This is a genomic window from Actinomycetospora sp. ABD4_176 (genome assembly GCF_056311855.1).
In genome coordinates this window covers 3,832,785-3,852,798 of the sequence record NZ_CM149974.1, presented here as the reverse complement: position 1 = coordinate 3,852,798, position 20,014 = coordinate 3,832,785, and the positions used below count along the sequence as shown (strand labels likewise).

The 20,014-nt window shown below is 75.5% G+C and carries 19 protein-coding genes; 11 read left to right on the top strand and 8 right to left on the bottom strand.

Features of this window, described 5'->3' with window-relative positions; all coding sequences use genetic code 11:
* Positions 1–28: 28 nt before the first annotated feature.
* From ACYX4T_RS18705 to ACYX4T_RS18690, 4 genes are all read left to right on the top strand, one after another.
* Positions 29–1,189 carry a glutathionylspermidine synthase family protein gene (locus tag ACYX4T_RS18705; RefSeq protein ID WP_476010790.1) on the top strand — a complete coding sequence of 387 codons (1,161 nt, stop codon included), beginning with the start codon at positions 29–31 and terminating at the stop codon, positions 1,187–1,189.
* A 140-nt stretch (positions 1,190–1,329) separates the two neighbouring features.
* A complete protein-coding gene (locus tag ACYX4T_RS18700; RefSeq protein ID WP_476010789.1) occupies positions 1,330–2,142 on the top strand; it encodes a hypothetical protein in 813 nt (270 codons plus the stop codon).
* Between the two features lie 78 nt (positions 2,143–2,220).
* The gene (locus ACYX4T_RS18695; RefSeq protein WP_476015308.1) at positions 2,221–2,631 is read left to right on the top strand and encodes a DUF350 domain-containing protein; all 411 of its coding nucleotides are present in this window, start codon (positions 2,221–2,223) and stop codon (positions 2,629–2,631) included.
* Positions 2,632–2,754: 123 nt separating this feature from the next.
* Positions 2,755–5,868 carry an arabinosyltransferase domain-containing protein gene (locus ACYX4T_RS18690; protein ID WP_476010788.1) on the top strand — a complete coding sequence of 1,038 codons (3,114 nt, stop codon included), beginning with the start codon at positions 2,755–2,757 and terminating at the stop codon, positions 5,866–5,868.
* Positions 5,869–6,784: 916 nt separating this feature from the next.
* On the opposite strand, the gene ACYX4T_RS18685 is transcribed toward ACYX4T_RS18690, so the two are convergent.
* The gene (locus ACYX4T_RS18685) at positions 6,785–7,414 is read right to left on the bottom strand and encodes an endonuclease (protein ID WP_476010787.1); all 630 of its coding nucleotides are present in this window, start codon (positions 7,412–7,414) and stop codon (positions 6,785–6,787) included.
* Between the two features lie 75 nt (positions 7,415–7,489).
* Between ACYX4T_RS18685 and ACYX4T_RS18680 the strand changes: the two genes are divergently transcribed.
* The 4 genes from ACYX4T_RS18680 (at position 7,490) to ACYX4T_RS18665 (ending at position 10,507) form a co-directional block, all read left to right on the top strand.
* Entirely contained in the window at positions 7,490–8,302 is an 813-nt protein-coding gene (locus tag ACYX4T_RS18680; RefSeq protein WP_476010786.1) for an HAD family hydrolase, read from the top strand.
* Between the two features lie 125 nt (positions 8,303–8,427).
* Complete coding sequence (locus ACYX4T_RS18675; RefSeq protein ID WP_476010785.1) at positions 8,428–9,000, top strand: phosphatase PAP2 family protein; 573 nt, start codon at positions 8,428–8,430, stop codon at positions 8,998–9,000.
* On the top strand, positions 8,997–10,055 hold the full coding sequence (locus ACYX4T_RS18670; protein WP_476010784.1) for a decaprenyl-phosphate phosphoribosyltransferase: 1,059 nt from the start codon (positions 8,997–8,999) through the stop codon (positions 10,053–10,055). Before ACYX4T_RS18675 ends, ACYX4T_RS18670 begins: the two co-directional genes overlap by 4 nt.
* A gap of 2 nt (positions 10,056–10,057) precedes the next feature.
* Complete coding sequence (locus ACYX4T_RS18665; protein ID WP_476010783.1) at positions 10,058–10,507, top strand: GtrA family protein; 450 nt, start codon at positions 10,058–10,060, stop codon at positions 10,505–10,507.
* Between the two features lie 29 nt (positions 10,508–10,536).
* On the opposite strand, the gene ACYX4T_RS18660 is transcribed toward ACYX4T_RS18665, so the two are convergent.
* Genes ACYX4T_RS18660 through ACYX4T_RS18650 form a run of 3 tightly spaced genes read right to left on the bottom strand, consistent with a single transcriptional unit; the run spans position 10,537 to position 13,363 of the window.
* Positions 10,537–10,986 (bottom strand): FHA domain-containing protein, encoded by a 450-nt coding sequence (locus tag ACYX4T_RS18660; RefSeq protein WP_476010782.1) that lies wholly within the window; start codon positions 10,984–10,986, stop codon positions 10,537–10,539.
* Positions 10,983–12,215, bottom strand: coding sequence for a PP2C family protein-serine/threonine phosphatase (locus ACYX4T_RS18655; protein ID WP_476015307.1), 1,233 nt, complete (start codon positions 12,213–12,215; stop codon positions 10,983–10,985). Before ACYX4T_RS18655 ends, ACYX4T_RS18660 begins: the two co-directional genes overlap by 4 nt.
* Positions 12,215–13,363 (bottom strand): protein kinase domain-containing protein, encoded by a 1,149-nt coding sequence (locus ACYX4T_RS18650; protein WP_476010781.1) that lies wholly within the window; start codon positions 13,361–13,363, stop codon positions 12,215–12,217. The genes ACYX4T_RS18655 and ACYX4T_RS18650 overlap by 1 nt, the downstream gene beginning before the upstream one ends.
* A 554-nt stretch (positions 13,364–13,917) precedes the next feature.
* Between ACYX4T_RS18650 and ACYX4T_RS18645 the strand changes: the two genes are divergently transcribed.
* Both ACYX4T_RS18645 and ACYX4T_RS18640 read left to right on the top strand, forming a co-directional pair.
* On the top strand, positions 13,918–14,100 hold the full coding sequence (locus ACYX4T_RS18645; protein WP_476010780.1) for a hypothetical protein: 183 nt from the start codon (positions 13,918–13,920) through the stop codon (positions 14,098–14,100).
* A gap of 85 nt (positions 14,101–14,185) precedes the next feature.
* Positions 14,186–14,563 (top strand): hypothetical protein, encoded by a 378-nt coding sequence (locus tag ACYX4T_RS18640; RefSeq protein ID WP_476010779.1) that lies wholly within the window; start codon positions 14,186–14,188, stop codon positions 14,561–14,563.
* Position 14,564: 1 nt separating this feature from the next.
* On the opposite strand, the gene ACYX4T_RS18635 is transcribed toward ACYX4T_RS18640, so the two are convergent.
* The 4 genes from ACYX4T_RS18635 to ACYX4T_RS18620 form a co-directional block, all read right to left on the bottom strand.
* Positions 14,565–16,184, bottom strand: coding sequence for a peptide chain release factor 3 (locus ACYX4T_RS18635; RefSeq protein ID WP_476010778.1), 1,620 nt, complete (start codon positions 16,182–16,184; stop codon positions 14,565–14,567).
* Between the two features lie 55 nt (positions 16,185–16,239).
* Complete coding sequence (locus ACYX4T_RS18630; RefSeq protein ID WP_476010777.1) at positions 16,240–17,208, bottom strand: TIGR03557 family F420-dependent LLM class oxidoreductase; 969 nt, start codon at positions 17,206–17,208, stop codon at positions 16,240–16,242.
* Positions 17,209–17,355: 147 nt separating this feature from the next.
* Positions 17,356–17,652, bottom strand: a complete 297-nt coding sequence (locus ACYX4T_RS18625; RefSeq protein WP_476010776.1) for a PASTA domain-containing protein — start codon at positions 17,650–17,652, stop codon at positions 17,356–17,358.
* Complete coding sequence (locus ACYX4T_RS18620; RefSeq protein WP_476010775.1) at positions 17,649–18,164, bottom strand: ATP-binding protein; 516 nt, start codon at positions 18,162–18,164, stop codon at positions 17,649–17,651. Before ACYX4T_RS18620 ends, ACYX4T_RS18625 begins: the two co-directional genes overlap by 4 nt.
* Before the next feature lie 215 nt (positions 18,165–18,379).
* Between ACYX4T_RS18620 and ACYX4T_RS18615 the strand changes: the two genes are divergently transcribed.
* Complete coding sequence (locus ACYX4T_RS18615; protein ID WP_476010774.1) at positions 18,380–19,894, top strand: alpha/beta hydrolase; 1,515 nt, start codon at positions 18,380–18,382, stop codon at positions 19,892–19,894.
* Positions 19,895–20,014 lie beyond the last annotated feature (120 nt).

The following is a 20,014-nucleotide window of genomic DNA, read 5'->3' as shown; positions in this document are numbered from 1 at the left end:
GCGGCCGGCATCGGGCAGGATCGACGCCGTGCAGCGCGCGACCGGCAGGCCCCGTCCCGACTGGCAGTCGAAGATCGAGGAGCAGGGGCTGGTGTTCGGCACCCCGGCGGCCGGGTTGAACGGCGCCCGGCCGTACTGGGACGAGTCCGTGCACTACGTGTTCGAGATGGCCGAGATCCTCTCGCTCGAGGCCGACGTCGAGCTCCTGCACTCCATGTGCCTCGAGGCCGTCGATCACGTCGTCACCACCGAGCGGTTCCGCGACTTCGCGCTGCCCGAGTGGAGCTGGGAGGCCGTCGCCGCGTCGTGGCGCCGCGGTGACCCGCACCTCTACGGGCGCTTCGACCTGCGCTACGACGGTGCCGGCCCGGCGAAGCTGCTGGAGTACAACGCCGACACCCCGACCTCGCTGCTCGAGGCCTCGATCTGCCAGTGGTACTGGCTCAAGGACGTCCACCCCGACGACGACCAGTGGAACTCGCTGCACGAGAAGCTCGTCGAACGCTGGGGCGAGATCGCCGCCAAGCTGCCCCGCAACGAGGTGCATTTCTGCTGGTCGCAGGCCGACCCCACCGGCGAGGACCACGTCACCGTGGCCTACCTCCAGGAGTGCGCGGCCGAGGCGGGGCTCGACACCGTCGGCCTCGCGATCGAGCAGCTCGGGTGGGACTCCGCGCTCGACCGCTTCGTCGACCTCGAGGAGTCGCCGATCGCGGTCGTCGACAAGCTCTACCCCTGGGAGTGGGTGCTGGGCGACGACTTCGGCAAGCACGTCGCGCGCAGCCTGCCCGAGACGGCGTGGATCGAGCCGCTGTGGAAGTCGCTGCTGTCGAACAAGGCGTTGCTCGCGGTGCTCTGGGAGATGTACCCGGGACACCCGAACCTCCTGCCGGCGAGCTTGGGCGACCCCGGGATGCTCACCGAGTACGTCCGCAAGCCGCTGCTGGGGCGCGAGGGCGCCAACATTGCGGTCGTCGCCCCCGGCTACGAGACCGAGACCGGCGGGGTCTACGGGGAGGAGGGCTACGTCTACCAGCTGTTCGACCCGCTGCCCGAGTTCGACGGCTACCGCCCCGCGTTGGGTGCCTGGATCGTCGGTGACACCGCCGCCGGCCTCGGCATCCGGGAAACCACAGGGCTGATCACCGACAATGGTGCGGCGTTCGTACCTCACCGTATTCCCGACTAGGCTGGACAGGTGGCATGAGGGTCGATCCGCTCGGTCCTCGGTCACGATGAGTACATGACGAGCACGGAGCAGCCCGCGGAGCGACCATCACCGCCGAGGCCGCGGCGGCGGTCCCGCGGCCCCTGCGGTGGCTGCTGCGGGTGCAGAAGCCGTGGGCCGGCCCCGTCGCGGGCGTGGTCGCGGGCGGCGTCGCGATCTTCACGATCGTCTGCTTCGTCGAGGTGGTCGACCGTGGTCGGCCACCGACCTGGGCCGGCATCGGCCTGGTCGCCGGCCTCTTCCTCACCATCGGGCTCGGTGTGTTCGCGGTCACCCTGCTCCGGAACGCCGGGCGCCGCTTCCGGACGCTCTACGCGGAGCTGGGAGCCGACCGGCCACGCCCGCCGGCACCGCCCCAGGCCACCGACGAGGTCCGGCTCGCGTGGGACTCCCCGGAGCGCGCCGTCGTCCGCCGGGGCGGCCGGCGGATCGGCGAGCTGCTCCCCGACCTGCCGATGGCCACTCCGTTGCTGACCCGTCCTCTGCTCGGCCACGGAACGGCGGTCGACGGTGAGGTCGGGCGGCTCGCCAGCGCCGTCCTCGACCGCGACGGCTCGCTGTGGCGGCTCGCACCCGGGTTCGCGGAGGGCCCGGACGGGATCGCCCACCGGTGCCGGCCGGGTGGCGAGAACGAGCCGGCGGAGTACCTCGAGGTCGACGGGCGCGGAGCGCTCGAGGTGCAGCGGTGGCTCGCCGACGCCGACCTGCGGTGGTGGGAGCTCCCCGTGCCGACCGTCGAGGCGCTGCGCCGCGGGACCGTGCTCGTCTGGCCGGACGTGCCGCAGCACCTCTCGGACGACGCCGTCCTGTTCGTGCTCTGGCGGCGCATCGCCGGCGCGCTGCGCGACGCGGCCCGCCACGAGCGCGGCGAGCGCGAGCGGTCCGGATCGCGCATGGCCACCACCCTGCCCTGACGCCCGTGCCCTAGTCTGGCGCCCCGTTCGTCCGGATGGAGGGCTTCAGACGTGCTCGCTCCCGATTTCTGGTCCACCATGGGCGTGAACATCGGTCTCATCGTGGTGTACGCGGTGATCGGCGCCGTGCTGATGTACGCCGGCTACTTCGCCATCGACCTGACGACGCCGGGCGACCTGCGGGGGCTCGTGCGCGAGGGCCGCCCGAACGCGGTGGTCGTCGCCTCGGCGGGCCTCGTGTCCATGGCGTTCATCGTCGTCACCGCCATCTACATCTCGTTCGGCAGCTTCGTCGGCGGCATTCTCAACACCTCGATCTACGGCCTGGTGGGGATCATCGCCCAGGTCCTGGCGGTGCGGGGGCTCGAGGCGGTCTCGCGGCTCGACGTCGACGCCTGCCTGCACGACGACCGTCTCACCGCCGACTCGTTCGTCATCGCGGCCATGCACGTCGCGCTCGGGCTCGTCGTCGCGGTCGCGATCATCTAGCGGGGGATCCCCGGGACACGCGCCCACCCCAGCCCCTCCACGGGGTCCTCACGACCTACCCTTCCCCGTGGTGCCCACCCTCGTGCTCGACGCCTCCCCGACCGCTCGTCCCCGGGATGCCCGGTGACGACGCTGGTGCGCGCCGACCACTCCACCTCGCCGCAGGAGGAGGCCGACCGGGCCCCTCGCCTGTCCGGAGGGTCGCTACTCGTCTGGGCCCTGCTGACGATCGTGCTGGGCCTCGCGGTCCCGCTCGCGCCGGTCACCGCCCAGGACACCACCGTCACGTGGCCGGGGCCGGCGGCCGCTCCCGGCGCCCCGATCTCCACCCAGCTCGCCCTCAACCCGCCGCGTCCGCTCGGGTTCTCCGCGACGGTGCCCTGCGCCGCGCTCCGTGCGGGCGGGGACGTGCTGCGCACCCTGCCCGGCGACCCGACCGGCGGCGGCCTCGTGCTCGCCTCGACGGGCGCGGCCGCGAGCCTCACGGTATCCGGGCAGACCGTCGCCGCCGGGCCGGTCCCGCCGGGCGACTGCGTCCTCGCGATCGAGGTCGACGGCGCGGGGCTGCGGGTCACCCGGGACGGCGCGCCCCTGCCGCTCGCGTGCGGCGACTGCGCCGGCGTCCTCCCGCCGATCATCGCCCAGCTCAGCACGAGCACCGACGGCACGCCCGCGGCCGCGGGACTCGGGGTCTCGGTGCGTACCGACGACCGGTACGCCTCGACGCCGGGCGTGCTCAAGACGATCCTGCTCGTCGCGCACCTCGCGGCGCTCTCGGTGCTGCTGGTGCTCGCCTACCGCCAGGGTCGCTGGCGGCGGGCGCGGGGCTGGGTCGCGCCGCGGTCGTGGCCCGGCCGGCTGCGTCGCCACCTGTCGTGGGCCGACGGCCTGGTGCTCGCGATCTCCGCGGGCTGGGTGCTCGTCGCGCCGATGAACTTCGACGACAGCTGGTACCCGCTCATGGCGCGCGACGCCGGCGAGGCGGGCTACATCGGCAACGCCGTCTACATGTTCAACGTCACCGAGAACCCCTTCGTGGCCTCGCAGTACGCGATGCAGGCCTGGGGAGCGATCGGCGGCTGGGGGATCGTCTGGCAGCGCTGCCTGCCGCTGCTCTACGGCCTGGCGACCTGGGCGCTCCTCCGCGCGTTCTTCGTGCTGATCTCCCGGCGGACCAACGTCCGCCGCGTCTGGGTGCCGTGGGCGCTGCTGACCGCCCACCTGCTGTGGTGGCTGCCGTTCGGGCTGACGCTGCGCCCCGAGCCGCTGATCGTGCTGCTCTCGGTGATCGTGCTGCTGCTGGTCGAGCTGGCCCGGGACCGCGGCACCCCGTTCCTCTACGTCGGGGCCGTCATGGCCGCGGCGCTGGCCCTCGCCTGCTCACCGACCGGGCTCGTCGCGGTCGCCCCGCTGCTCGTGGAGATCCCGCGCGCCTGGCCGCACATGGTGGCCGCCCCCCGGCGACAGCAGCTCACGTTGCTGCTGGTGCTCGCGGCCGCGTCGTCGGTCGCGGTGCCGGTGGCGTTCGCCGACGCGTCGCTGGGCGACGTCGTCGAGGCGTCGGCGGTGCACGCGTACTACTACGACACCGTCCCCTGGTACGACGAGCTCGTCCACTACCAGACCCTGCTCGGGCCGGGCCGGACGCCGTGGGCCGCGCGGGCCCCGATCCTCATCACGCTGGGGCTGACGCTGCTGGTGGCGGCGGGCAGCGGGCTGCGCGGTCCGGAGGACGACGCCCTGCGCCGCGTGCTGCTGCACTCCGCGGCGACCACCGCGCTCGCCTTCGTGCTGGTCGCGGCCAGCCCGACGAAGTGGGTGCTGCACTTCCCGGTCATCGCCGCCTCGGGCACGGTGCTCATCGCGCTCGCCCTGCTGCGCGGTCCGATGCCGCGCCACGACCGGGCGCTGGCCACCGTCGGCGGGGTCGCGGTGCTCGTGCTCGCCACGTCGGTGAGCTACGCCGGCTGGAACCTGTGGCGGCCCTACACCGACCGCGGCCAGTTCTTCGGCGACCACGCCGACCCCTACCCGACGCCCCTGAGCCAGAACCTGCTCGCCCCCCACTTCGGGCCGATCTTCCTGCGTAACCCGCTCGTCTGGGTCGGGATCGCCGTGCTCGCCGCGGTGTGGGCGCACTGGTCGCTGCGCCGCTGGCCGGACCGCCGGCTGCCCCGCCCGGAGCCCGACCGCGCGCTGCTCGCCGTCGCGTGCGGGAGCGTGGTGATCGGGCTGATCGCGGTCATGGTGCTCGCGCCGCTGCGGCAGTACCCGGGCTGGACGGTCGCGCTCGGCAACGCCAAGGACGTCGTCCGGCAGGGCTGCGGGCTCGAGGACAACGTCAGCGTCCTGCGCCCGACACCGGCCCTGCTCGGCGCGCCCGTGACGCCGGCGGTGACCACCGGCGACATGGTCGACGACACCGTCGCGCCCGTCCCCGAACCCGTCCCGGGCCTGGGGCGCGTGTGGCACGACGCCACCGACGACTCCAGCGGCCGCGGCACGCTGGTCACCGGCTGGTACCCGGTGCCCGCCGACTCCGGCGCGACCGACGTCGTCGTGCCGCTGCTCGAGGACGGCCCGCCCGACGAGCGGGTGTCGGTGGAGTTCGCCGACGGCCCCGCCACGGCCCCGCGGGTGCTCGGGCGCACCGGGATCGACTACCTCCCCCAGGCCGACGAGCGCACCTGGCAGCAGCGGCCCGTGTCCCTGGTCGACGCGCCCGGCGACCCGACGTTCGTGCGGGTGGTCGTGGACTCGACCGGCGTGCGCGGCTCCGACCGCCTCGCCGTCGCCCAGCCGTTCCTGGCGCGCCCGGAGCCGATCGCCCCGCTGCTCGCGGGCCAGCCCGTGCTGGTCGACCAGATGTCGACGGTGCTGTGGCCCTGCGTCGACCAGGTCGCGGTGCACGACGGCATCGCCCCGCCGTCGACGATCCGCATCCACGCCGACGAGGACCTCACCTCGGCGTACTATGGGCTCCAGGACAACCGCCTGCGCGGCGGCGTGTGGCGCTTCGACACCGTCGGCGTCACCTATGTGCGGCTGGCGACGGCCGTGCCGCCGGGATCGCAGCCCGCCAAGCCGTGGGGCCGGGTCGACCTCGTGGTCCGGGACCTCCCGACCGGCCGCTTCGGGGTCACCACGACCGAGCGCTCGAAGTCGGGCTGGGAGCGGGGCCCGACCCTCGCCCGCGAGGAGTACGTCGGCGTGCCGTACCAGGGCGCGGTGGGCTGACCCGGCGCGACGTCCGCGCCGGATCCCGTCGGGAGCGAGGGTGTGGGCCGCGGTGGCGGGGACCGGCGATGACCTATGCCCAAGATCGCGTCGGGACCGACGGGGTGGGCGTCGGCGATCGCGGGTGTCGTCGGTGACGTATGCCCAAGATCGCGTCGGGGCCGACGGGGTGGGCGTCGGCGATCGCGGGTGCCGTCGATGAGCTAACCCAAGATCGCGTCGAGAGCGACGGGGTGGGCCGCGGTGGCGCCGGGCACCGTTGGTGACCCCTGCGCACGAGCGCGTCGGGACCGACTCGGCGCTCCCGAGCACGGTGTGTTCGTGGCCGGTGCCCGTCACGAAGATCGGGCCCGACGGACCGACGGCCGCGCGCCCGGGGGCAGGGCGCCGGCGCGTTGCTCGCCCTCCTGTCCGGCGGCGTTGCGCGTCCGTGCGCAGCGAACGGCGCGCTCGCTGCTCGCCAGGGCGTCAGTCACCGAGGTCACAGCGCCGGCATCGGCGCTCCCGCCAGCGAGAGGGGTCAGCTCGTTGCGGTGCCGACGTGTGCCAGGAGCGGCGCCGTCGGCGGGGGTGCGGCCGCGTGCCCTCGGTGGCGCTCGCTCGCCCCAGAGGGATGGTCGGTCTCGACGCGATCTTGTGCATAGGTCGCGGGCCCACGCCGCCGGCACCGATCTGACGTCCCGGGGTGGGCGCCGGCAGCGACCTCGCCGGCCGGATGCCCCGGTGGTGCTCGCCCCGCGGGGCGGTCGGTCTCGTTGCGATCTTGGGCATAGGTCGCGAGCCAGCCCGGTGCGGTACCGAGCTGCAGCGCTGACGTGTGCCAGGAGCATCCGGCTCGGGTGCGGCCGCGTGCGCCCAGCCGGCGCTCGCTCCGCCGACCGGTCGGTCGCGGTGCGATCCCGTCCGCGGTGGACTCCTACCCCTCCCCGCGGACCTCCTCCCGCACCTCGTCGTCGCGGTCGGCGCGAACGAGGGCGGCGGCGAGGCGGGCGAGGTCGTCGCCCTCGACCTGCTCGGCGAGCTCCGCCGGGTCGGTCGGCAGCCCCAGCTTCTCGGCGCCCGCGAGGGCCTTCTCGTCGAGGTGCGGCCGGAACTCCGGCCACACCGCCTGGACCTCGCGCACGAAGATGTCGGCGCCGACCGGCCCGAGGCGCGGGAACGCGGTGAGGTGCTCGCGCAGGGCGGCGACGTCGCCGTCGGCGGCCTTCCGCATCCGGCGCAGGTCGCCGCCCCACTCGTCGAGGACGCGTTGCGCACCCTCCTGCAGCGCGGTGGTCGTCTGCTCGGTGCCCGTGTACCTCGCCCGCCCCAGCGTCCCGACGACGTCCTCCCACGACGCGTCGCGCATCCGCTCCGGGGTGCCGTAGCCGGCGTCGACGAGCTCGCGGCACGCCCGCGTCCCCAGCTTCGCCTGCACGCGCCGGGACAGCAGCACGCTCAGCACGAGCAGGCGGTAGAGCGGCGCGGGCTCGTCGCGCAGGGTGATGCCGGCCTCGTCGGCGAAGGTCCGGCCGGCCTCGTCGAGCAGCGAGTCGATGGTGCTCACCGGGGCGGTTACCCGAGCCCCGAGGCCCCATGCGGTCGTCGTCGCGGTCGTCGTCGCGGTCATAGTCTCGGAGACGTGCAGAGACCACGGCTGGTCGCGACCGACGTCGACGGGACGCTCCTCGGTGGCGCCGAGGAGCCCTCGCCGCGCACACGGGCCGTCGTCGGGCGGATGGTCGACGCCGGTGTGCCCCTCGTCCTCGCCACGGGCCGCCCGCCTCGGTGGATCCCGCGGGTGTGCGAGGCGCTCGGGGTGCACGCGCTGACGGTGGCGGCGAACGGCGCGGTGCTCTACGACACCGCCGGCGACCGGGTCGTGGCCGCCGAGACGCTCGACGTCGACGTCCTGGCCGCCGTGGCCGAGGGGCTGCGCGCCGCCGTGCCGGGCTGCGGGCTGGCCGTCGAGCGGGTGGGGGCCGGCGCCTACGACCGCCGCGAGGACCAGTTCGTCTCCGAGGCCGCCTACGTGCACGCCTGGCCCCACCCCGACCACCGTCACGTGGGGCCGGGCGACCTGCTCGCGGAGCCGGTGGTGAAGGTGCTCGCCCGCCACCCCACGCGGACCAGCGCGGACATGGCGCAGGCGGCGCGGCGGGCGGTCGGGCACCTCGTCGACGTCACGTACTCGGCGGCCGGTGGGCTGCTCGAGTGCGCGGTTCGCGGCGTGACCAAGGCGACGGGGCTCGCGCGGGCCGCGGCGCACCACGGTGTCGAGCCCGGGGACGTGGTCGCGTTCGGTGACATGCCCAACGACCTGGCCATGCTCCGCTGGGTCGGTCACGGCGTCGCGGTGGCGAACGCTCACCCGGATGTGCTCCACGTCGCGGACGAGGTCACCGCGAGCAACCTCGACGACGGTGTGGCGTCCGTCCTGGAGAGGTGGTTCTGACGCCCGTCGACCGGGAACCACCGCCCGGCGTGGCGACTGGACCACCACGGGGCCCGTTGTCAAGGCCCGCGTACCATCCGCGTCGAGGCCGGACGTCCGCACGCCTGCACCGGGAGGACCACCACGTGCTCGATCGAGCCGAGGATTCCGGCGTCACCGTCGGGCCGGTCCGGGGGGAGGTCGCGGTCCTGCGGGCCGTGCAGGAGCACCTCGCGACCCCGCCCATGGTCGGTGCCGCCCGCGCGATGTCGCTGTTCGGCGAGCACGCCGCCGGGTGGATCGCCCTGGGCGCCGTCGGTGCCGCGCTCGACGCGCCGCGGCGCCGGCAGTGGGCCACCGCGGTCGGCGGCGTGGTCGCCGCGCACGGCGCGTCGATCGCCGTCAAGCGCGTGGTGCGCCGCCGCCGGCCCCACGACCCGCGGGTGGCCGTGCACGTCGGGACGCCCAGCCGTCTGAGCTTCCCGTCCTCGCACGCCTCGTCCACCACCGCCGCCGCCCTGCTCTACGCCGGTCTCGCCGGCGGAGCGACGGCCGGCGCGGCGTCCCTCGTCGTCCCCGGCATGGCGCTCTCGCGCCTGGTGCTGGGCGTCCACTACCCGACCGACGTGCTGGCGGGCTCGGTGCTCGGAGCGGCGTTCGCCTTCGGCGCGCGCCGGGTCGTGCGCCGGGGCTCGGTCGGCCGCTGGAGGACCGCATGACCCCCGTCACGCCGCCCAGCTCCGCCCGCGAGCAGGAGGGCGCGAGCTCCGCAGAGGCCGCCCCGACCACCGAGGCCGTCTCCGACCAGGTCGCCGAGGACGAGGCCCGCCCCACCGAGCCCGCGGCGACCACCGCCTCCACCCGCCCCCGGTCGCTGGCCGTGCCGCTGGGCCTGCTCAAGGCGATGCGCCCGCGGCAGTGGGTGAAGAACGTCCTCGTGCTGGCCGCGCCGTTCGCCGCCGGCCGGCTGCTCGACCTCACCGTCCTGCCCGACGTCGCGCTGGCGTTCATCGCGTTCTCGCTGGCCGCCTCCGGTGTGTACCTGATCAACGACACCAAGGACGTCGAGGCCGACCGCGCGCACCCGAAGAAGCGCCACCGGCCCATCGCGGCGGGCATCGTGCCGCCGACGATCGCGGTGCTCACCGGCATCGTGCTGTTCGCCGGCGCGATCGTGGTCAGCCTCCTCGCCGACCCGGACCTGGCCCTCGTCACCGGCATCTACATCGCCGTGCAGCTGGCCTACTGCCTGTGGCTCAAGCACGAGCCCGTCATCGACATCTGCATCGTCTCGTCGGGCTTCCTCATGCGCGCGATCGCCGGTGGTGCGGCGGCCGGGCTGTACCTGTCGCCGTGGTTCCTGCTGACGATGGCCTTCGGCTCCCTGTTCATGGCGTCGGGCAAGCGCTACGCCGAGATGCGCCTCTCCGAGCGCACCGGCGCGAAGATCCGCAAGTCGCTGGAGCGGTACTCCGCGTCCTACCTGCGCTTCGTCTGGTCGCTCTCGGCCACCGTCGTGATCATGGCCTACGGGCTGTGGGCGTTCGGCATCGGCGTGACGGCCATGCCCGGGCGGCTGCCCTCCGCGCCGTCCACGTGGGCGATCGTGTCGGTCGTCCCGTTCGTGGTGGCGGTGCTGCGCTACGCGGTCGACGTCGACGGCGGCAACGGCGGTGAGCCCGAGGAGATCGTGCTCGGCGACCGGGTGCTCCAGGTGCTCGGCCTGGTGTGGGTCGTGCTCATGGGTCTCGCGGTCTACACGGCGATGGCCTGATCGTGGCCCCGCGGGCGCGCGGGCTCCTCGGCGGGCTCGTGCGCTACGGCCTGGTGGGGGTGGCGAACGCCGCCACCTACTACGGGGTCTACCTGCTCGCGCACCCGCACGCGGGCTATCTCGTCGCGCACGTCATTGGGCTGGGCGCGGCGATGGTCGTGTCGTTCCTGCTCAACTGCCGCTTCACGTTCCGCGTCCGCCCGACGTGGACGCGGCTGCTGCTCTACCCGGCGTCGCAGGCGGTCAACATCGCCGCCACGACGATCGGCGTGGTCGCGCTCGTGCACCTCGGCGTCGACGAGCGCCTCGCGCCGCTGCTGGCCGCGGCGCTGGCGCTCCCGGTGAGCTTCCTGGCGGCGCGGTTCGTCATCACCCGCGCGCCCGGTGCGCCGATGTCGCCGGTCGTGTCCTGGGACGCCCCGACCGGCCCGATCCCGCTGGGCGGACGCTGAGGTGAGCTGAGCTGACCCGGTCGGTGGGCTCAGCGACGGTCCACCGTGAGCGTCGTCCAGGCGCCGACGTGGATGCGGTCGCCCGGGCGCAGGGCCACCGGCGTGTCCGGGGTCAGCGGCTCCTCGCCGTAGTTCAGCGTCGTGCCGTTCGTCGAGCCCGCGTCGATGACGACCCACCGGTCAGGCGGCAGCGCGAGGAGCACGGCGTGCAGCTTGGAGACGCCGGGATCGCGTGGGGGGCCGCCGAGGTCGATCTCCGGGGCCTCGGCGCCGGACCGGTCGCCCGCGCGCCCGACGCGCATCTCGTCCGCGGTCAGGGCGACCTCGCGGGGCGTGGAACCGCTCGGGAAGTCGCCGGGGAGGTCGGCCGGGTCGGCCGTGGTGCGGCGCGCGCGGACGAGCTCGAAGTAGTCGCGGTCGGCCCAGACGGTGACGACCCACGAGCCGCCGACCGGGCCGACGTCGGGGGTCTCGCTCACCGGTCGACCACCCCCGGCCCGTCGAGCGGGATCGGGCCGGTGCGCTCGTCCGGGCCGCGCGCGTCGACGGTGACCGAGGGCCGGTCGGTGTCGGCGGGCGGCACGACCGGCACGAGCGCCAGCGTGGCGTTGTCGGACCCGCCGTCGTCGAGGGCCGCGGCCAGCAGGGCGGCGGCGGCCGCGAGCGCCGGGTGGTCCGGCACGCCCTCGCCGGTCGGCGGCGAGCCCTCGAGCGCCGGGGCGGCGAGGCCGGCGAGGACCGCGGGGTCGGGCAGGTGGTTCCACAGCCCGTCGCTGCACAGCAGCAGCAGGCCCGGCGTCCCGACGCGCACGCGGCGGGCGTGGGCGGGGCCGCTCGGGGCGTCGTGCCCGAGCCACCGGGTCAGGACGTGCGCGCGACGGTCACGGGCCGCGTCCTCGCGCGACATGATCCCCGCGTTGGCGATCTCCTCGGCCCACGAGTCGTCGGTGCTCAGCAGGCGCGACGACCCGTCGCCGGCCAGCCAGTAGGCGCGGCTGTCGCCGATCCACGACACGACCGCATCCCCGCCGCGCACGACCGCGGCGACGTAGGTGCAGGCGGGCGCGTCGCCGCCGCCGCGCCCGAGGTCCGCCGCGGCGGTGGCGGCGGCGGCCGAGGCGGCGGTGGCCAGCGCGTCGAGCTCGCCGCTCACGCCGGTGCCGGCCCGGCCGGACGGGGCTTCGCCGGGGCCGACGGGGACCGGGCCCGTGTCGCTCGCCGAGATCGCCGGGAAGCCGGTGGGCGGGGTGGGCGGCGCGGCCGCGGTCTCCAGGGCGGCACCGACCGCGGCGCCGGCGGCCACGAGCGAGGCCTCATCGCCGCGACGCGCGGACGCGACGCCGTCGCACACGACGGCGACCCACGTCTCGATCCCGCCCTCGACGCGGCGGCCCAGCTCGACGGCGTCCTCGTTACGGCGCCGGCGCAGGCCCCGGTCGGTGATCGCCGCGGCGTCGCCGAGGAGCAGCTCCACGTGGTCGCGCAGGACCGGCCGGTGCGCACCGCACGTCGGGCACGAGCCGTCGGACGCCGCAGGCGCCTCCTCGCCGCACTGCGGGCAGGGCGGCGGGGTGCCCTCGGCGAGCTCGGCGCGCAGGTCGGTGCGCTCGACCAGCGGGCCGCCGCCGGCCGCGGCGCCCCCCGCGTCCCCGGCGCTCCTGCTGGGCCCGCGCTCGCCGGGCAGCGGGGAGGTCCCGGCCATCTCCATCACGGGATCGCTGCTCCTCGAGCGTCGCGGGTGTCGCGGGCGGCGCCGACCGGACGGCTCCCGCCACGTCGGGTGGCACCATCCTCCGGGTCCGCCCCGGCGCCGACGCCGACCCCCACGCCGCAGTCGCCCGGACGGGCGGTGTAGCGATCGGTGCCGCGCGTGTCGGTGCCCGGTGTGGCGGTGTCGTACCCTCTCCGGACCCGGCGTGCCTCCTGTCCGAACGCCTCCACGCTGCGGTGGCGACGGGCGGGGTCGGCGTCGGTGGCGCGGGCGAGCAGGGCGACGAGGTCGGGGTCGTCGCGCAGCACGGGGTGCGCGGCCGGGTCGGGCAGGCGCAGGGCGTGGTGGCGCAGGTGGTCGAACTCCGCGACCAGCACGGCGACCGTCCGCCCCAGCGCGAAGACCTCGGACGCCACCGACGGCCCGGGGCCGCCGGGGTGGATCTCGGGGGCGACGAAGCCGGTGGTGGCCCAGACGTCGCTGTGGCGGTCCTCGACACGGCGCACGCTGCCCAGGTCGAGCACCGTGATCCCGCCGGGCCCGCGCAGCAGGTTGCTGGGGTTGAGGTCGGCGTGCAGCAGGCCGTGCCGGTGCAGCGCGGCGACCGGGCCCACCGCGCCCAGCACGGCGTCGAGGGCCTCGGCCGGCGGGCACGGCCGGTGGGCGGAGAGCGGCTCGCCGGGCACGTGGTCGAGCACGAGCAGGCGCACCGGCCCGTCGCGGCCGTCGGCGCGCACCACGTCGCGGGCGCGCACGAGCCCCGGCACGTCGAGGTCGAGCAGGACCTCGGTCTCCTCGACGGCCAGCGCACCCGCGGCGGGGCCGTCGGGGCCCTCGAGCCGCCCGAGCACGACGAGCGCGCCGTCGGAGGTCCGCGTGGCCGTGTACGACCACCCGCGCGCGCCGCGGGACATCGGAGCCCGGACCCGGTAGCGCTCGCCCGCGCGGCCCGACACGACGGCTCCGTCGGCGCCGACCGCGAGGTCCGGGCGGACGTCGTACGCGGCGCCGCACCACGGACAGGTGCCGCGCTCGGGGCCCGGGCGCCCGCCACGCCCCCGACCGACGGGCCCGTCGCAGCGCGCGCAGAACCGCGCCTGCTCGGGCACCGGGGGATCGCTGGTCCCCGGGCCGGGTCCGCCCATGCTCCGTCCGTCCGTCCCGCTGCGCTGCCCGCACCCGTCGTGCGCGGTCTCCACGCCATCGTGTCATCGCCCCGCGGGGTGCCGCGCTCCGCCGTCGGGCGTGATCAGCCGTCACCCGCTCGGGGACTCGTCCGTCCGGGTGGCTGCGGACGTCCGCTCAGCTCATGGGCCTGCCGCCACGGTCGCGGGACGCCCCCGCGGGGGAGGGTGCCGGGGCCGAACGGGTCTCCGCCTGCCATGCTGTCGCGGCACCGAAGCCGATCGGGGGGTTGGTGCCGCGCCCTTCGCGGGCCGGCGCGCGGCCACCCGTGCCGAGAGTCCGGAGGTCGTGCCCGTGAGCGCAGCCGACGACGTCGACCGTCCCGTCGGGTCCGACGAGCCGACCGGGGACCGGTCCGCTCAGCACCGCCGTCCCGAGGACTCGCGGAGCCCCGCGGGGGAGACCCTCACCGACGGGCTCAGCATGCCCGGTCCGGGAGCGGGTGCGCCCGCCGCCACGCCGGGCGAGGGCGGAATCCGCCGCGAGTGGGTCCGCCGCGGGTGGTGCGTCCTCGGTGGCCGACGCGGCCGCCGAGGCCGAGCGGGCGCTGGCGCAGGCCGCGCGCGACGCCGAGCAGGCCGTGCGGGACGCGCACTCCGACGGCACGCAGGCCGTCGAGAAGGGCTTCGCGGACGCCCAGCGGGCGACGGAGCGTGCCTACGAGGAGGCCTCGGCGAAGAACGACCGGCTGGCGTGACGCGATGGTGACGGGACCGCGCCCCGCTCCCGGGCCCCGTCGGCCGGCCCGCCCGTCCGGCGCGTCCGCGCGGGGTGGGTGAGACATGGCGGTCCAGATCCGCGTCACCGCCGACGGCGTGGTGGTGCGCTTCACCGGCACCGACCGCGTCTGGGCGTGCCGGCGCGGGGTCTACCTGCCGCTGAGCCGCGTGCTGCTGGCGCGGCCCATGGCCCGGCGCGACGCGGTCTCGGCGAGCCCGCGCGTGCACCTGCCCGGGGTGAGCGTGCCGACCGTGCTGCGGGCCGGCTCCTACGGCGTGGGCGAGCGGCGCCAGCTGTGGATGGTCCGGCGCGCGCAGAGCCTGCTGGCCATCTACCTGCGCGGGGACCCGTACCACCGCATCGTCATCGAGGTCCCCGACCCCGAGGCCACCAGCAGGACGATCAACGAGGCGCTGCCGCCGCGACGACTGCCGGCCTGATCTAGAGCGCGTCCGCGACCAGCGGCGCCAGCAGCAGGTCCGGGTTGTTCTGCGCCACGGCCTGCAGCCGCCACTTGTGCGGGAACAGCGCGAGCAGCTGCCCGTCGAGGCGCCGCGTGAGCACCTCGATGCCGACCGCGCCCTTGAGGGCCTCCGCGCCGGCCGCGTCGGTGGCGCGCGCGAGCTGGTAGTCGAGGCGGTCGAGCTTCACCGGCGCGCCGAACTCGTCGGCGAGCCGGGCCGAGACGACCTCGAACTGCAGGGGGCCGACCGCGGCCAGCACCGGCGCCTGGTCGCCGCGCAGGTCCGACGAGAGCACCTGGATGACGCCCTCGGAGTCGAGCTGGTCGATGCCCTTGCGGAACTGCTTGGTCTTGGACATGTCCGCGACCCGGCAGACCGCGAAGTGCTCGGGGGCGAAGCTGGGGATCGTCGGGAACGTGACCGGGTCCTCGGCCCACAGCGTGTCCCCGGGCCGCAGGGCGGTGGCGTTGACCAGCCCGACGATGTCGCCGGGGAACGCCTCCTCGATCGTGGAGCGGTCGCGGCCGAACATCGCCTGCGCGTACTTGGTGGCGAACGGGCGCCCGGTGGCGTCGTGGGTGAGCACCATCCCGCGCTCGAAGCGCCCCGAGCAGATCCGCACGAACGCGACGCGGTCGCGGTGGGACTTGTCCATCGAGGCCTGCACCTTGAACACCAGCCCGGAGAACGGCGCCTCGACCGGGCGCGCCTCGCCCTTAGCGTCCGGGCGCGGTCCCGGCGCCGGCGCGAGCTCGACCAGCGCGTCGAGCAGGCGCGCCACGCCGATGTTCGACAGCGCCGACCCGAACATCACCGGGGTCGCGGTGCCGGCCTGGAAGGACTGCTGGTCGAAGCCGGCGCCGATCTCGTCGAGCAGCGCGAGCTCCTCGGTCGCCCGCTCCCAGTCCGGGCCCTCCTCGGCGGCGGCGCGGTCGGCGTCGAGCACCTCCGAGGCCGCCTTCGACGCCCCGTGGGCGGTGCGGGTGAAGCGGTGCATCGTGCCGTCGGCCCGCTCGACCAGCCCGCGCAGGTCGCCCGCGATCCCGACCGGCCACGTGATCGGCATCGGGCGCAGCCCGATCGTCTGCTCCACCTCGTCGAGCAGCTCGAGCGGCTCGCGGCCGGGCCGGTCCCACTTGTTGACGAACGTCAGCACCGGCACCCCGCGGTCGCGGCAGACGTCGAAGAGCTTGAGGGTCTGCGGCTCGAGGCCCTTGGCCGCGTCGAGCAGCATCACCGCGGCGTCCACCGCGGCGAGCACGCGGTAGGTGTCCTCGGAGAAGTCGCCGTGACCGGGGGTGTCGAGCAGGTTGATGACCTGGTCGCGGTAGGCGAACTGCAGCACCGCGGAGGTCACCGAGATGCCCCGCTCGCGCTCCATGTCCATCCAGTCCGACGTGACGCCCCGGCGCCCGCCCTTGCCGTGCACCGCGCCCGCGGCCGAGATGACCTCGGCGTGCAGGGCGAGCGCCTCGGTCAGCGTCGACTTGCCCGCATCGGGGTGGCTGATCACCGCGAAGGTGCGCCGGCGCCGGGCCTGCGTCCCGGGGTCGTGGGTCGGCCCGTCCGACGTGGCCTCCACCGGCACCGCGGTCATCGTTCTCCTCCCTCGGGCCGCACGGCACGGCCCGTACCCGAGGGTACGACCGACCTCAGGAGGAGGGACGCAGCGCCCGCAGCGGCTCGGAGAGCTCCTTGGCGAAGTGGTCGAAGAACCCGTCGACGTCCGTGCCGGCGTTGATCAGCGCGAGGTGGTCGTAGCCGCCGTCGACGAACTGCTGGGCCACCGAGAGCTGCTTGTCGATGTCCGGGCCGCAGGCGAAGGCCTCGCGCATGTGGTCGGCGGTGATGGTGGCCGTCGCCGCGTCGAAGTTGACCGGGTTGGGCAGCTCGGCCTGGACCTTCCAGCCGGTGATCCCGAACCGGAACAGCCGGCGGGCCTCCTCGGCGGCCTCGTCCTCGGTGGCGCCGAAAGCCATGGGCACCTCGGTGTAGCGGGGGCCGTCGCCGCCGGCGTCGGTGAAGGCCTGGACGAGGTCGGCGCGCGGCTCGGTGGTGAAGATGCCGTCGCCCAGTTCGGCGGCGAGCTTCGAGGCCTGCGGCCCGCCGGTGGCGACGACGATCTTCGGCAGCGTCTCGGGGAGGTCGAACACCTGCGCGTCCTCGAGGGTGAGGTGCTTGCCCTCGTAGCTCTGGTAGCCGCCCTGCCACAGCAGCCGGATGATCTCCAGCGACTCGCGGAACATCTGGTGGCGCACGCTGACGCTCGGCCAGCCGTGCCCCACGACGTGCTCGCTGAGCCGCTCGCCCGACCCGACGCCGAGGGTGAAGCGCCCGTCGGAGAGCAGCGCGGTGGTGGCCGCCGCCTGCGCGATGATCGCGGGGTGGTAGCGGATGAAGGGGCAGGTCACGCCGGTGGCCAGCTCGATCCGTTCGGTCTTCGCGGCCATCGCGGCGAGCATCGACCACGCGAAGCCGGAGTGCTGCTGCTCGGAGACCCACGGGTGGTAGTGGTCGGAGATCTCGACGAAGTCGAAGCCGGCCTCCTCGGCGCGCACGCACTGGCGCACCATCTCGGTGGGCGAGTAGGCCTCGGCGATCAACTTGTAACCGATCTTCACGGACGGACACCTCCGGGGTCGCGGGCGTCCGCCGGGTGTTCCCGATCGCCCCGGGTGCACACGCGTAACGCCGCCCCGCCCGCGGACGACACCCCGGTCGGCTCCGGGGGTCGTCGGACCCCCGACCCGACGATCCCCGGAGCCGTCCTAGTTCGCGCCCGCGCCGTCGAGCGGCTTGTCGGGCTGCACGCGCGGCATGTTCCCGCCGCCGCCCCCGCCGCCGCCGCCCCCGGAGTCGGGCTCCACCCAGATCGTCACGGCCTCGCCGGCGGGCACCCGCGTGCCCGGCTCGGGCTGCTGGGCCGTCACCGTGCCCTCGACCGTGGGTGGCGTGTCGGGGTCGGGGTCCACGGCCACCACCCGGGCCGTCATGGCGACCTCGTGCGCCTGGGCCGCCGGCAGCCCGACGAGCGCGGGCACGAGCACCAGCTCGGGTGTCCTCATGCACCGCGACGGTAGTCAGCTCCGGGCGGCCGGTGCCACCAGAGCCGCAGGCGGGTGCCGTCCTCGACCGTCTGGAGCTCGTGCCCGTCGGTGAGGCGCGAGACCAGCAGCAGGCCCCGGCCGCGGTGCCCGGGGTTCGGGGGCGCCGGCCGCCAGCCGCCGTGGTCGGCCACGACGATCTCGAGCCACGGCCGGTCCGGGCCTCCCGTCGCGGCGAGGCGGGCGGTGACGTCCACGGGTCCCGCGCCCTCCGGGTAGGCGTGGTCGACCACGTTGGCCAGCGCCTCGTAGAACGCCGTGGCGATGTCGTCCAGCCGGTCCGCCAGCGCCTCGCCGTCGGGGCCGTCGGGGCCGTCGGGGCCGTCGGGGTCGTCGGGGTCGTCGGGGTCGCCGGGCAGCTCGGCGGCCGCGCGCACCCAGGCGACGAGCTCGCTGCGCAGGGCGCGGAGGTCCTCGACGTGCACGGTCGCGCGGGCGACCTCGTGCACGACCTCGTGCACCACCTCGGGCACGCCACCGCGCGCCCCGGTGCCCGGACGACCTTCCACGCCCCGTGGGTCGTCGGTGACGGACACGGCAAACCCGCCGGGGTGGGGGACGCGGGTCACGCAGGGTGACGGCGGTCGCGGTCCGGAGCCCCGCACGGGTGCGACGACCGGGCGGGCATGATGGGCCGCCCGGCGCACGCGGGCGCCCGGGAGCTCGAGCGGGGACGGCGGGAGTGGACATGGCCCAGGAGCACGTCCGGTCGGCCTCGCGCGTGACCGGGCGCCGGTCCGCCCGCGGCGTGCTGGCCGCCGCCGCCGCCCTGACCACCGCGGCGCTCGCCCTCGTCGGCTGCGCGCGCGGCCCCGAGCCCGGCGTGCCCCCGATCCCGCTGTCCTCGTCGGCCCCCGTCGCCGCCCCGGCCCCTCCCGGACCGCCCGGCGGCCCCCGTTTCACGCCCTGTCGCGGCGGGCTCGAGTGCGCCTCGGTGCCGGTCCCGGTCGACTACGCGAACCCCACCGGGCCGACCCTGCCGATCGCCATCGCCCGGCGGCCCGCCACGAACCCGGCCGCCCGGGTGGGCGTGCTGCTCGTCAATCCCGGCGGGCCCGGCGGATCGGGCATCGAGCTCGTGCAGGCCGGCGTGCTGCCGCGGGAGGTCACCGACCGCTTCGACGTCATCGGCTTCGACCCGCGCGGGGTCGGCGACAGCATGGGCCTGCAGTGCCCGCTGGGCCCCGACACCCCCTACCGCGGCGACCCGGACCCCGGCGACCCGGCCGACGAGGCGGCCACGAACGACGCCGTCGACCGCTACGACCTCGCCTGCGGCCAGCGCTACCCCGACCTGCTGCCCCACCTCGGCACGCGCAACGTCGCCCGCGACATGGACCGCATCCGCGAGGCGCTGGGCGAGGAGCGGATCGACTACCTGGGCTTCTCGTACGGGACGTCGATCGGCCAGGCCTACGCCCAGCTCTTCCCGACGCGCCTGCGCTCGATCGTGCTCGACGGCGTGGTCGACGTGAGCAAGCCCGGCCTGGACTCCGCGCAGGCCGAGAGCTTCGAGAACTCGCTGCGCCAGTTCGACGCCGCGTGCCGCGTCGACCCGGTCTGCCCGGTGCGCGCCGACCCCATCGGCACCCTCGACCGGGTGCGCGCCCGCGTCGCCGCGGACCCGCTGCCCGTGGCGGGCACGAGCCCGCTGTCCGCGGGGCTGCTCGAGATCGGCGTCGTCTACCCGCTCTACAGCACCGCGAGCTGGCCGCAGCTCGCCCAGGCCCTCGCCGCCGCCGACGCCGGGGACGGCGCCCCGATGCGCGCGCTCGCGACCGCCTACTTCCGGAGCAGCAACTCCGACACGTACAACGCCGTGACCTGCCTCGACAACGCCTGGCCCACCGAGGACGAGCAGGTGTTCGCGGCGGCGCGCGCCACCGAGGCGCGCGCCCCGCACTTCTCGGGCAACGTGCTGGTCAGCGGCCTGACGTGCGCGGACTGGCCGGCGCCGCAGCAGCCGCTGACGCCGATCGAGGGCTATACCGGCCCGCCGATGCTCATCCTCGGCACGACCAACGACCCGGCCACGCCGTACCGGAACAGCGTGGCCCTGCGGGACCGCCTGCCCGGCTCGGTGCTGCTGACCTACCGGGGCGACGGCCACACCGTCTACACCAACGGCGTCCCCTGCATCGACGACGCGGTGAACCGCTACCTCCTCGACGGCACCCTCCCGCCGCCGAACACCACCTGTTGACGACAGGCGTGTCAGCGGAGTGGCTCCGCGGACGTTGAGTGTCCGTAACGCCACTCCGACGACCGCCCGTGGCCGACTGCTCTGACGTAGGGTCTCCCGCGCTGCGCCGGGAAGTCTGGT

Coding starts and splice junctions, on each gene's coding strand:
- ACYX4T_RS18615 (WP_476010774.1), top strand. CDS start 18,380: ATGGCCCAGGAGCACGTCCGGTCGGCCTCGCGCGTGACCGGGCGCCGG.
- ACYX4T_RS18670 (WP_476010784.1), top strand. CDS start 8,997: ATGACCCCCGTCACGCCGCCCAGCTCCGCCCGCGAGCAGGAGGGCGCG.
- ACYX4T_RS18640 (WP_476010779.1), top strand. CDS start 14,186: ATGGCGGTCCAGATCCGCGTCACCGCCGACGGCGTGGTGGTGCGCTTC.
- ACYX4T_RS18695 (WP_476015308.1), top strand. CDS start 2,221: ATGGGCGTGAACATCGGTCTCATCGTGGTGTACGCGGTGATCGGCGCC.
- ACYX4T_RS18625 (WP_476010776.1), bottom strand. CDS start 17,652: ATGAGGACACCCGAGCTGGTGCTCGTGCCCGCGCTCGTCGGGCTGCCG.
- ACYX4T_RS18650 (WP_476010781.1), bottom strand. CDS start 13,363: ATGGGCGGACCCGGCCCGGGGACCAGCGATCCCCCGGTGCCCGAGCAG.
- ACYX4T_RS18655 (WP_476015307.1), bottom strand. CDS start 12,215: ATGGAGATGGCCGGGACCTCCCCGCTGCCCGGCGAGCGCGGGCCCAGC.
- ACYX4T_RS18635 (WP_476010778.1), bottom strand. CDS start 16,184: ATGACCGCGGTGCCGGTGGAGGCCACGTCGGACGGGCCGACCCACGAC.